At 45.8% G+C, this 13656-nt stretch carries 8 protein-coding genes; all 8 read left to right on the top strand.

The window, feature by feature from the left end:
- Positions 1-47 precede the first annotated feature (47 nt).
- The 8 genes from ACVBDU_RS01930 to ACVBDU_RS01895 all read left to right on the top strand — a co-directional run bounded on the left by ACVBDU_RS01930 (position 48) and on the right by ACVBDU_RS01895 (position 13483).
- Complete coding sequence (locus ACVBDU_RS01930; protein WP_447178097.1) at positions 48-1016, top strand: FecR family protein; 969 nt, start codon at positions 48-50, stop codon at positions 1014-1016.
- 168 nt (positions 1017-1184) lie between these two features.
- Positions 1185-4499, top strand: a complete 3315-nt coding sequence (locus ACVBDU_RS01925) for a TonB-dependent receptor (RefSeq protein ID WP_447178096.1) — start codon at positions 1185-1187, stop codon at positions 4497-4499.
- A 13-nt stretch (positions 4500-4512) separates the two neighbouring features.
- Positions 4513-5928 carry a RagB/SusD family nutrient uptake outer membrane protein gene (locus tag ACVBDU_RS01920; protein WP_447178095.1) on the top strand — a complete coding sequence of 472 codons (1416 nt, stop codon included), beginning with the start codon at positions 4513-4515 and terminating at the stop codon, positions 5926-5928.
- A complete protein-coding gene (locus ACVBDU_RS01915) occupies positions 5928-6971 on the top strand; it encodes a dipeptide epimerase (protein WP_447178094.1) in 1044 nt (347 codons plus the stop codon). Before ACVBDU_RS01920 ends, ACVBDU_RS01915 begins: the two co-directional genes overlap by 1 nt.
- The gene (locus ACVBDU_RS01910) at positions 6961-8319 is read left to right on the top strand and encodes a serine hydrolase domain-containing protein (protein WP_447178093.1); all 1359 of its coding nucleotides are present in this window, start codon (positions 6961-6963) and stop codon (positions 8317-8319) included. The genes ACVBDU_RS01915 and ACVBDU_RS01910 overlap by 11 nt, the downstream gene beginning before the upstream one ends.
- Entirely contained in the window at positions 8312-9568 is a 1257-nt protein-coding gene (locus ACVBDU_RS01905) for a DUF819 family protein (protein ID WP_447178092.1), read from the top strand. The genes ACVBDU_RS01910 and ACVBDU_RS01905 overlap by 8 nt, the downstream gene beginning before the upstream one ends.
- A 228-nt stretch (positions 9569-9796) precedes the next feature.
- Positions 9797-10786, top strand: coding sequence for a hypothetical protein (locus ACVBDU_RS01900; protein WP_447178091.1), 990 nt, complete (start codon positions 9797-9799; stop codon positions 10784-10786).
- Between the two features lie 189 nt (positions 10787-10975).
- Positions 10976-13483, top strand: a complete 2508-nt coding sequence (locus tag ACVBDU_RS01895; protein ID WP_447178090.1) for a hypothetical protein — start codon at positions 10976-10978, stop codon at positions 13481-13483.
- The last annotated feature ends 173 nt before the right edge of the window (positions 13484-13656 follow it).

Here is a 13656-nt window from a genome sequence, read left to right as displayed (position 1 = left end):
CCTATTTAACATAGGGGTAACTGTAATGTAAATCGTTCTTAACTTATATGGACAGAAAAGAACTTTTACAATTTATCGCCAAAGAGGGCGATGCCGAATTTCAGAAAAGGGTAATTTCCTGGATAAAGGCTTCTCCGGAAAACCGGGAATATTTTAACCGTCTCAAGGCCGAGCAGGTAGCTGCATTCCGTTTCGGCCAAAAAAACGATATCCCGCGAGAATTCCGGAAGTTTTCCGACCGTATCCGCCGCGGAAAAAGAAATTATTACCGTACATTTTCTACTGTCGCTGTTGCGGCCATTGCTATTTTCGTTGCACTTTTCTTTGTGCTTGGACCCGGAGATACCGAAGACACTATTCGTTTTTCGGCCATGCCATCAGAACAAAAGCAATTTAACCTTGCAGACGGTAGTTCTATATTTCTGAATTCCGGAAGTACCCTGGAAGTTGTACCCGGATTTAACAAGGAAGCCCGGACCGTAAGACTCAACGGCGAAGCTTTTTTTGACGTGACCCCAAACGAACAGATCCCCTTTATCGTAGAAACCCGGAGCGGGGTAAAAATAAAAGTACTGGGAACAAGCTTCAATATAAGATCCTATACAGACAACAAAACCGTAGAAACCACCCTGCTCAGTGGTAAGGTGGAAATATACGAAGAGGACAACCCTACCCCTTCTGCTGTTCTTGCCCCCAGGCAAAAAGCTATTTTCCGGAAAGAACAAAAAGATATCCGTATAGAGCAACAGGTCGCTACCGAAGCTGTCATTTCCTGGAAAGAGGGTGTGCTGACCTTTGACAATACCCCGCTGAACAGTGTGACAAAAGATATAGAAAGATGGTATGGCGTATCCGTAGAGATCGAAGACAAAGCTATTGAGGCATACACGTTTTCCGGGAAATTCAGAAAACACTATGACATTACCCAGGTCCTGAACATATTAAGAACCTCATCACCAATACATTATAATTATGATAAAGTAAACAACCGGGTCACGTTAAAACAACGTGATTAATCCCGTAAAAAAAGGGAAGTGTTGCAGCACCTCCCTTCTGTTTGGGATTCGAAATTGCTAAAAGGGCATTTTAACAATCAAAAACCGTTTAAAGTTATGAAAAAAAAGCAACAAGTTGCCCGGCAGGCATCCTACAGATGTTTATGCCCGGGTAAACTATTCCGCATTATGAAGATCTACTCTCTACTCCTTTGCCTCTCCATCGTTAAAATATCTGCGTGGAGCACTTCCGGTTACGGCCAGAACGTGGAACTCAACTACCGGAACACAGAACTCAGGGAAATTCTGCAGACCATAGAAAAACAAACCGATTATATTTTCTTCTACAATACAAAAATAGTTGACGAAAAAATGAAAGTCAACATTAACCTTACCAGTGATAATATCGGAGAAGTACTCAACACACTTCTTTCCGAAACGGGTATCCGGTTTCAGATACTAAGCCAGAGTATTGTATTGTATAAAGAAGGGAACACGGATCGGGAACCTCCTAAAAAAGAAGAAGATATACCAGGTTTTGTAAATGCGGTTCCCATTGGTCCCGTACTCCAGGATACAATGAATATCAGCGGAACCGTTCTGGATGATACCGGAGTTCCGTTACCAGGAGTAAACATCATTGTCCGGGGAACCACTTCCGGGACACAGACCGATTTCGACGGTAATTTCACTATACGGGCTAAAGAAGGAAATGTATTGGAAATGAGCTATATAGGTTTCAAAAAAGAAACGATCACCTTAGATGGCAGTAAAACGCACTTTACCATAACTCTCCAGGCCGCAGCGGACCAGCTGAACGAAGTAATTGTCGTGGCTTATGACAAACAGAGTAAAGCCTCTTATACCGGTGCTGCGGTAAATGTAGATGTCGGGAAAATTGAGGAATCTCCCATGCCCTCTTTCCAGGAGAGCCTGCAGGGAAATGTTGCCGGAGTTCAAATGTCCACCCAAAGCGGGCAGCCCGGAGCCGCACCAAATATCAGGATACGCGGAATCGGCTCCATTAACGCCGGTTCAGATCCGCTTTACGTAATAGATGGAATTCCCATAGTTTCCGGTAATATATCCCAGATTGCCACAAGTTCTAATACCATAGCAGGAATTAACCCTAAAGACATCGCTTCCGTAACCGTACTTAAAGATGCATCTGCCACTGCCATATACGGCTCCCGCGGAGCCAACGGAGTTATTCTCATTACCACCAAAAAAGGAAAATCCGGAAAAACCAGGTTCGACTTCAGTACACAATACGGGGTCAGCAGCATGATACTCCCGGATCGGTTAAAGCCGTTAAATACCGGCCAGCTTTCCGAACTCCTGGTAGAAGGACGTGTAAATACGGGAGAAACACGCGAACAGGCCGAAGATTATGTCTTTAGCCGGATAAACAGAAATGTAGACACCGACTGGGTAGACATAATTACCCGTAACGGTCAGTACCAACAGTATAATCTCAGTGCCAGCGGAGGAAGTGAAAAGACCAGTTTTTACGCTTCCCTCGGACTGTTCGATCAGCAAGGGGTTATCATAGGTATCGATTACAAGAAACTGAATGCCAAACTCAACGTAAGCCATAAAGCAACCGATAAACTCACTATTGATTTCGGAGTTTCCGCCAGCAACCAGAAACTGCACACCAACAGCGATGCCGGAAATGCCGCCAACCCGGTAAGAGCACTGTTCAGGGTTGTACCCTGGGAACCTGTATACCATGACGATGGCTCCTATAACACGGACATACTTTTGACGTATAACCCCGTAGGGCTGGTAAATGAAAACATACGGGAAACCAAGCTTTACGGCATTCTCGGAAACCTCGGCCTTACCTACGATTTTACGGAAAACCTCAGCTTTGAGACCAAGGGGAACGTAGACTTTAACCTTGCGGACGAGTTCCGTTATGATAATCCTTATTTCGGTGAAGGGAGAAATGACGGTGGCCTGGGACGGGCATACGATAATAAAATACTGAACTACAATATCACCAACCTTCTCAAATACAAGTGGAATATTAACGAAAACCACAAGCTGAACTTCATACTCGGACAGGAAGCACAGAAGATTACCCGTAGTTCCGTCTACGCCTTTGCCAGCAATTACGGTGCTCCGGGACTAAAAACCCTGGAAAACGCATCTGTGTACCGCGAAGCATCCAGCAGCAAGACAGCATCTTCCATTGCTTCGTATTTTTTTAACGTAAATTACACTTACAAAAACAAGTATGTTTTTAATGTTACCGCCCGAAGAGACGGTTCCTCCAGGTTCGGTTCCGACGTACGATATGCCAATTTCGGATCTGTAGGTTTTGCCTGGAATATCAGTTCGGAAGATTTTATGGAGAACGTAAGCTTTATAAATCGTCTGAAACTTCGAAGCAGTTACGGTATAAACGGCAACCAGGAAATTGGTGATTTTGCTTCCAGGGGGCTGTACGGTACCGGAGAGGACTATGACGAACAGCCCGGATATGCCTACAGTCAGCAATCCAATCCGCTGCTCACCTGGGAAAAGAACAAACCTTTTAACATCGGGGTGGATTTCAGTCTGTTTAACAAAATAGACGGTACTGTCGAATATTACACCCGTACCACTACCGACCTGCTGTTTCAGGTTCCGATATCGGCAACCAACGGGCTCACCAGTTACCTGGCCAACATAGGAGAAATGAAAAACTCCGGATGGGAAATATCCCTGAACTCCGTTAACATTGAAAATCCTGAAGGTTTCGGCTGGACTACCGGGATTAATTTCACTTCCAATGCCAATGAGATCACCAAACTACAGGATGACGCTCCTATTGTAGACGGCCAGTATATACGGGAAATCGGTGATGATTTTTATACGTTCTATATGCCCGGCTACGCGGGTGTAGACCCCGCTAACGGCGATGCTCTCTGGTTTACCGATGGCACAAAAACAGAAACTACCAACCAATATGCAAATGCCCAGCCTTTCAAACAGGGAAGCGCTCTTCCCAAATTTTACACCGGTCTCACCAATAGCCTGAATTACAAAAATTTCGGTCTTTCGTTCCTGTTATATCTGAACTACGGCAACAAGGTTTACGACTACTGGGGGCGGTATACCAACAGTGACGGAAGTGCCGGCCTCAACGACCGCGGCAACATGACACAGAATATCTACGATAACAGGTGGCAACAACCGGGAGACATCACCGATGTACCGAAAGTAGTTTGGGGAAATACCCAATCCGGAAGGTCTACACAACACTCTTCCCGCTTCCTGTACGACGGCACTTACCTGAGATTAAGAGACGTTACGTTCTCTTATTCTTTACCTAAAAACGTAACGGAGACCCTTTCCATAAACAATCTCCGGTTTTATATAAAAACCACCAATATACTTACCTGGGTGAAAGACGATAAAATAGAAATTGACCCCGAAGTAGGTATTGACGGACAGTCTAACCTCAGAATCCCCATTTCCAAACAATTTCTTTTTGGTCTCGATCTCTCATTCTAAAAATATCAAGCAAATGATTCGAAATATAAAACATACCGTAGCTTCACTGCTCTTTTTTACCGTCCTGGTTTCCTGCAGCAGTGATTTTCTCGACATAGATCCGGAACAAAACGTTTCTGCGGAAAAAGCGATAACCGATGTCAATACCCTGCAAACCGCGATCAACGGGGTATACAGCAAATTACAAAGTTCCGATTATTACGGGCGAAGCATGTACGTCATCCCGGAACTCATGGCCGACAACCTGGCCCTGAGTACCCGGAATACCGGGAGGTACCTGGATTATGACGGCTTTGTGGTAAGTAAAGAAGATACTTTTGCCGATGGGCTGTGGAATAAACTATATGAAGTTATAGTCAATGCTTCCAAAGCTATCGACGGCGGGGAAAAACTGGAGACCGTTTCGGCAGAGCAACGGGAACAGATAGATCAGCTCGTGGGAGAGGCCCATGCATTAAGGGCACTGGCTCATTTTGACCTTGTACGCCTTTTTGCTCAACCTTATAATTATACCGCCAATGCCGATCATCCGGGTGTTCCCGTCATCAGTCGTTCCGAAGACAATGAAATATCTCCGGCACGGCATACGGTAAAGGAGGTATATGACCAGGTGAACCTTGATCTTGCTGTCGCCATGGAGAAAATAACCGCTCTCAGAAAGAACGGTCGGTTTACCTCCTATGCCGTTAAGGCACTTGCCGCCAGGGCATACCTGTACCAGGACGATTATGCCAATGCCATAAAATACAGTACTGAAGTTATAGGCGACGGCGATTACAGCCTGATCAGCAATACAAACTATGCCGATATATGGGCCGAAGAATTCAATTCCGAATCTATTTTCGAGATCGTTAATACGATTGCAGATAACGCCGGAACCAACGGGCTGGGACATTATTTCGATCCCGGGGGCTATGCAGATGCCCTGGTAACCCCCGATCTTTTCCATCTATATGACAGTAATGATGTCCGGTTAGAAACTATTAAGGAAGGTGCCAAAACAGGAGCGGAAGAAGAGGCTCTTTTCGTCTACAAATTCCCCCGGGGAACATCCCGGGACGATAATATCCGTATCCTACGCCTTGCGGAACAATTCCTGATACGGGCCGAAGCCTACGCCAAAACCGGGAAAGACACCGAGGCACGTGCAGACCTTATGAAAATTCTGGACAGGGCTGCCCCCGGCGTCACCGCCGTAAACGAAAGCGGGGATGCCCTGGTAGATCGTATTATCCTGGAAAGAAGAAAAGAACTGGCATTTGAAGGTCATCGCCTGTTTGACCTGAACCGCAACAAAAAAGATGTGAGGATCATTCAAAGTGAAAATAGTATAGAAGCTTCTTATCCCAACGATAAGTTTATCCTCCCCATACCTTTGAACGAACTCAACGCCAACCCCGATATAGCACCTCAAAATCCCGGCTATTAATGATTTCATTAGACTATAAACCCTATACTTTATACAAAAAGCACGTCTTCCGGATAGCCGGGGGCGCCAGGACAAGTACTCCCGTTGTCCTGGTACGCCTCCGCTTCGATGGCGTAGACGGTTTCGGGGAAGCTTCCATGCCACCCTTGTACGGAGAAAGTATAACCACAGCAACCGATTTTCTGTCCCGCGTAGACCTTACTCCATTTAAAGACCCTTTTAATACGGAAGAAATACTGGATTATGTAGACCGTATCGCACCTGGGAATCCTGCGGTTAAGGCTTCTCTGGACATTGCTCTGCACGATCTTATCGGCAAGCTGCTCCACCTGCCCCTGCATTCGTATTTCGGGCTACCGGAAAAGGCACTGGCTACAAGCAAAACCATAGGAATAGACACTACCGATATTATCCGTAAAAGGGTAAGAGAAGCGCGTGACTTCAAATTTCTGAAAGTAAAGCTCGGCGGAGAGAACGACAGGGAAATTATAGATACCGTCCGCGAAGAAACCGATAAACCGTTATATATAGATGCCAACCAGGGATGGAGAAAAAAGGAAGAAGCCCTGGAAAAAATAGAATGGCTGAAAGACCGGAATGTAATCTTCATAGAACAGCCCATGCCCAAAACTTCCCCGGGGGATATGGAATGGCTGGTAGCCCGCTCTCCCCTGCCACTGGTCGGGGACGAAAGCATTCAAAGATTTCCGGATGTCATAACGGCAGGCAATTACTTCCATGCCATCAATATAAAACTTATGAAATCCACCGGGCTCCGGGAAGCTTTTAAAATGGCTGTTACCGCCAGAAAAACAGGGCTGAAGGTCATGCTCGGATGTATGTCCGAAACCTCCTGCGCTATAGCCGCGGCATCGCAATTAGGAGCCCTGGCCGACTGGATTGACCTGGATGGAAATCTCGGGGTAAAAAACGATCCCTTTACCGCGCATACCGTAGAAAACGGAATCATTAAACCCAGTGGCCTGTCCGGATCGGGACTGGTAAAACCGGAATGGAATAAAATCAAAGCCGATGAACAATAAACTACGTAGCCTTTTCGGAACAACTGTCTTGCTGCTTCTCTCTTTTGTGGCATGTGCTCCGGGGAAGCAAGAACAAAAAATCACTAACGATACGGCACTGGACAACTTCTTTCGTACACTGCACGAGAAGAAAATGTTCCATGGAGCCGTAGCCGTAAAAAAAGACGGGGTACTCATTTTCAAAAAAGCATATGGCAATGCCAATATGGAAAAAAATACGCCGTTCACCACTCATACGGCTATGGAAATAGCATCTGTTTCCAAACAATTTACGGCCGCTGCCATTCAGATCCTTCAACAACAGGGAAAACTCCATGCAGACCTTCCGGCATATACCTATCTCGGAGCGGATTTTCCTTATAGAGATATCACGGTCAAAAATTTACTGACCCATACTTCCGGACTGCCGGATTACGAGGATTACTTCCGTAAGGAATGGGACACTACCCGGATTGCTTATAATGCAGATATACTCGCATATTTTAAGGAGAAAAAACCCGCCTTAATGAGCAAGCCCGGCGAAAAGTACCACTATTCCAATTCCGGGTTTGTACTTCTGGCAGAAATAGTTCATACCGTAAGTGGCAAAACCCTGGATGTATTCCTGCGGGAAAATATTTTTGACAAGGCGGGTATGGTAAACAGCGGTTTTTACGAACGCGACAGCATCTGGTCTATGGAAAATTATGCCCCTGCTTATCGGATCGATCCCGCCACATGTACCTACGTCCGGCCGGAAACCCTCCCCGGGAAATACTATTATCGTTTTCTCAGTGGCAGGCTTGGCCCCGGACGGCTTTCCTCCAGCGTGGACGATCTCATTCGTTGGGACAGCATACTGTACACCGATAAGGTTCTGAATACCGAAAGCAAAGAAATAATCTTTCGCGCCTATCCCCCTTCCGCAGAAACGTCCGATTACGGTTTCGGGTGGCATATCCGGCAGGATGACAGTCTCGGAAAAATTGTGTACCATACCGGGAGTTGGGCAGGGAACCTCTCTTACATCAAAAGGTTTACAAAAACCGGGAGCCTGGTAATTATACTCAACAATACTTTTGCGTCTGCCTATATGAAAGATATACGGACCGCTGTAGATGCATATGTAAAAGGAAAACCTCTCCGGCTTCCCAAAGTTAAGGCCCACGACCTCTTGCAAAAGGAAATATGTGACCTGACTGCCGAAACCATAACAAACTGGCAAACAAAAAACAAGAATGCCGAATGGGATGAGAAAACCCTTGAAAAACTGGCAAAAACTTATTTAAAAGCCGGGGAAAAAGAGAAGGCCCACCTTGTTTCCGTCCTATTGCGTAATCTGAATTTTAATCCTGCCTCCAATGAGTGAAACACCAACTACATGGATAACCAACGACGCCGTAGTATTCGGAATACTCACCATTACACTGGGAGTTATTTTTGCTACGTCATCCAGTGAAAATCGCCACCTGAAACGTTTTTACAGGATTGTCCCTTCGGTACTCCTGTGTTATTTTATTCCGGCTCTGCTCAACACTTTCCATATCATAGACGGTGAAAAATCGAGCCTGTATTTCGTAGCTTCCCGCTATCTTCTGCCCGCCAGCCTCGTTTTGCTGACCATCAGTATAAATTTCCGGGAGCTCAGAAAACTGGGAAGCAAGGCCATAATCATGTTTCTTGCCGGTACGGCAGGCATTATCCTGGGGGCTCCCATAGCACTTTATGTCGTGGGCTCCGTTTTTCCGGATGTATTGCACCCAGGCGGTGAAGAAGTATGGCGGGGGCTCACTACCATTGCAGGCAGCTGGATTGGCGGAGGAGCTAACCAGACCGCCATGTACGAGGTATTCGGTGCCAGTCCGGGCCTGTTTGCACAAATGATCGCAGTAGATGTTCTTGTAGCCAATTTATGGATGGGATTTCTCTTGTACTGGTCCCAGCGTCCGCAGGTTATCGACAAATGGCTGAAAGCAGACAGCATGCCCATATACGAACTCCAGAGCCGGCTGGAAAAGCAGCAGGCAGGCCAGTGGCTCCCGGTCACTGCCAACAGGCTGATGGTTTTAATAGCCATAGGTTTTGGAATTACCGGTCTCTCACATTTTCTGGCCGATACTATCGCTCCCTTTTTCCAGGACAATTATCCGCAGTTCGAAAAATACTCTCTTACCAGCAGTTTTTTCTGGCTTATAGTTCTGGCCACTACCTTCGGGCTTGCTTTATCCTTTACAAAGGCAGGAAAGGTAGAAACTTACGGCGCCTCCAAAGCAGGAAGTGTATTCCTGTATATCCTCGTTGCAACCATAGGAATGCACATGGATCTCGGCGCCCTGCTCGACAATCCGAAATTCTTTCTTATAGGTATCCTGTGGATACTGGTTCATATACTGGTCATGCTCATCGTTGCCCGCATCATAAAGGCCCCCTTCTTTTTTATTGCCGTGGGGAGCCAGGCTAATATAGGCGGGGCAGCTTCGGCGCCCATTGTTGCAGCTTCCTTCAGCCCGTACCTCGCACCCGTTGGTGTGCTTCTCGCCGTACTGGGATATGCCGTAGGAACATACGGCGCTTATATATGCGGGATCATATTGTATAATATTTTTGGTTATTTATAAGTCAACTACCTCGGGGCAAGCCCGATAATCCCGAATTATCGGGATCGGGGCGCGAGGCATGAGGCGGAAACCATAGATTACTTTTCGACACAAGCCTGCCTACCGGCAGGCATCGGAGCATTTAAATCTCACTTAGTGAGTAAAACAAATCTATATTCTTCCGCAAAAGAATCTCTTCCGTATCGTACTTTTTCGTATTATTGAGCCAAATATTCACAAAGTGTTGACATGCGTCTTGTTCCCCTATTAGCTCTTATCGGTATCTTCTTCCTTCAGTCGTGCCAGGAAAAAACGGTTCATCCGGTCCAGTTTTATTACTGGAAAAGCAAAACCCATATCGGGGAAACGGAAAAGCAGTTTTTCGAGCAACTCGGAGCCACCCGGTTATACCTTCGGCTTTTTGATGTGGATATACAGAAGGGAACACCCCAACCCCAGGCAGCCATCCGCTCTTTTGATGCAAAAGCACTGCATGCGGACTATATTCCCGTAGTCTTTATAACTAACCGTACTTTCACCCACATATCGGCCACAGATACCGATAAACTGGCAAAAGACGTCCTTGCCCTGATCCGGAAAATAATGTCGGATAATCCATTGGGTGATCCCGAAGAAATACAAATAGACTGTGACTGGACGGCCAGCACCAGGGACCGTTTTTTCCGTTTTCTGACAACGCTGCAAAACATCTCCGGTAAAAAGGTTAGCTGCACCCTCCGGCTCCACCAGGTAAAATACCGGGACGAAACCGGGGTGCCCCCGGCAGACAAGGTATACCTTATGGCCTATGCTACATCCAGTCCGGTTGAAAATGACGGCAGGAATTCTATTCTTGATCTCGTCCTGCTAAAAGATTATCTCGGGAACATCGGAGATTATCCCCTGGATTTCGACATAGCCCTTCCCCTCTATTCCTGGGCCGTGGTAACCAACCACCTGGGCAAGGCAAAACTCATCAATGGTGTCACGGAAGAGGAACTCCCGGAAGAAACCTACCAAAAGACCGGCGAACACTCCTATGAAGTACGGGAAGATACTTTTTTGCGGGGTATCTATCTCAACCGGGGATTCCGGGTTCGTGTAGAGTATATATCTCCCGAATTGCTGCAGGAAGCTAAAAATTTTCTCAACGGAAAGGTCAACAGGCCTTACAGCTATGTCTATTATCACCTGGACAGCCTTTTCCTGCCCAGATTTACCATAGAAGACCTGCGATAAAAAATACCGGAATCTCAGTATTTCCCGTTTGCCGTTTATGAAGTACTTTTAGCTTCGGATACAAACTGTGGGTTGGACTCGTTTAGTTCATGACTACATTTGCTTTTTGGTCCTTTCAGGGCTCCCCTCTTCAGTGGACCGCTTTGCAGGACGGAGAGTTTTTTGGTTTTTAATAAGATTATAGAACATATGAAACAAATAGTATTATCTGCTGCATTCTTACTGGCCTCCTTCGTCCATGCCCTACCGGCACATACTCCCGGCAACAATACCGTTTCCTATTGTGCAGGCGACTTCGGGGAAGATTATACGTACTATAATCTCTTCGCACAGGAAAATATAGAGGAACCTCAATACCAGGCTTTTTTGCTCACATACGACAGTAGCTTTTACACCCCGGACAAAACGGACGGTGCGAAATACAACGAAAATATCGAAGACTGGCAGAAGTACCTCGGTATAACTTACGAACAGGCCCTTTACCTGGTATTTCAATCTAAAAGAGAAGATCTCCGGGCATTGGCACAGGAAAATACGACAGCCGACAAAAAGCTGGGCTTCATCGATAAGAACTTTATAAAAAAACACAAACAGGCACTATTGTACCTGGCCTACGCCAAATACCTGGAACCCTATATGGCCGTTAAAGGAGACCGCAGGTATTACTGGGGCAATGCCCCGGAGCACACCGTAGAGGAACTGGATTATGACAAGGTGATAAATGTCCTGGAAAAAAGCTGGCAGGCGGAAACCGATAAGGACCTCAAACTCCGTTACGGCTACCAGCTGGTCCGTTTTGCCCATTATTATCAGAAATACCGGGAAGCCATAGATTATTTTCACACTCATGTGGAAAGCCTGGATTACAAACCGATCATGTATTATTACGCCCTGGACCAGAAAGGAGGTGCAGAAAGAGGGCTGGGAAACTACATGCAGGCGCATTACGATTTCTTCCGGTTCTTCACCCACACCAAAAACCGCAAGGAACAGGCTTACACTTCCATGCGGGTAACCAACGAGCTGGACTTTGAGGTACTGTTGTCCGAAGCTAAAAATACGACGGAGAAAAACGATCTGTACATGCTTCTCGGGTACCGCGATTTTAACAATCCGCTGTCTTCTTTTAACAAGATCATACAAAACGATCCGAATGCCCCGCAAGCCAAAGTGCTCATGGCCAGAACGGTTAACCAGCTCGAAAGGAACTTTTTCCCCACGCATTATTACTGCGCATACAATAATCCGGATTGCATGGAAGGACTAAAAGATCACCGTCTTCCCCTGAGTATAGATAGTAGCGCCGAACCTTTTCTGAAAGAAGCCCTTGAAAGTGCATTACAGCAGTCTCAAAACAACAAAGTCCGCGAACAGGAATTCTGGCAACTGACCACTGCGTGGCTGTACTTTATCCGGGGAGATTACCAGGCAGCCGGGAGTCACCTGGAAAAAGTCAGGACCAAAAACGTAAAACTCCTCGGTCAGAAAGACAAGTTGGCCATGCTGATCGCTATAACGCAAGAACCGGAGATCACGGAAAGTTTCGAAGAAACTTTAATGAAAAAATACGGGGATATACTGGATACGAAAACACCGGTTAACGCCTACTATTCACCCGATTCCTACGGTACACGCGGTTTTATAACCGATGTGCTGGCCAACCGTTATTTTTTACAGAAAGACTACGCCAAAGCATTTTTACTTCAAAACCCCATTACCGCCCTGGAATATAACCCGGATACTGAGATCCTCTCTTCGATAGAAAAACTCTATCACAAGCAGAACAAAAATGCATTTGAACAGATGCTCGTTAACAATATTCCCCCGGTGGAATACGATTACCAGGCCAAGAAATACATACAGAAAGTAGGGTTTGACCTGGACAGTTATGCTGCCAACATGAAAGGTAATGTATACCTGTGGCAGGGAGAACCGGAAAAAGCCCTGTCGGAATTCAAAAAAACAGCAAACGGGGACAATACTTCCTATAAAAACTTTTCCAACATTCCGCGCAGCATATTTGGTTATAACCGCATCGAGTGCTTCGAATGCCCGGAAGACCAGGTGATGCAGACCGATTATGCGGATGATTTTACCTTTATTCCTCCTTCCATGAATAAAAAGCAGCTTGCGGAAATACTTATCCGGCTGAAAAAAGAAGGAGAGAAAAATGATGAGAAAGCGGCAAAGGCAAACTACCTGCTGGGAAATTTCTTTTTCAACACATCGCTTTTAGGTTATTACCGCAATATGCTAACGTTCAGCGATTCCAACGCCAACAACTCCAGGTTTCATAATTATCCCGACTGGAACGGGCACTTTAAGGAAAAGACACCCAAATACATCTTATATTTCAAAAGCTATGAATGGAACCCCTGGTTTAAAGACAACTTTGACCGCCCTCTCACTTACCTAAAGTTGGCGCTTGATAAAGCTGTTGATGACGAACTCAAAGCCAGAATTCTCTTTGCCGCTTCCAAATGTGAGCAGGGTATCTTTTACAGTACACAAAACGATCCGGAACTGAACAACCTGAAGAACCTGGATTACAAAGCTAGGCAGACACGACGAATGGAAATAAAAACATCCGGATACCGCAGTTATTTTCAATTACTCAAAGGATATAGCCATACCTCTTTTTATGACGAAGTAAAAACCAACTGTAAGTATTTTGACTATTACAGTACAAACTATTAGAACCTAAGGAGTGCAGGAATAAGAAATCAGGGACAAGAGATCAAAGCATCAGAAGGTGCTTATTTCCAGAATGGGTTGGTATCAGGTTGTTAAGTTAATGGGTTATTAGGTTATTGAGTTATACACATAGATACTATATGTATTAACCTCATAAACAAATAGTTAAATATTTG

This window comes from Sinomicrobium endophyticum (genome assembly GCF_052983315.1).
The sequence above is the reverse complement of the archived record's forward strand: the minus strand, read 5'-3'. Positions and strand labels throughout refer to the sequence as shown.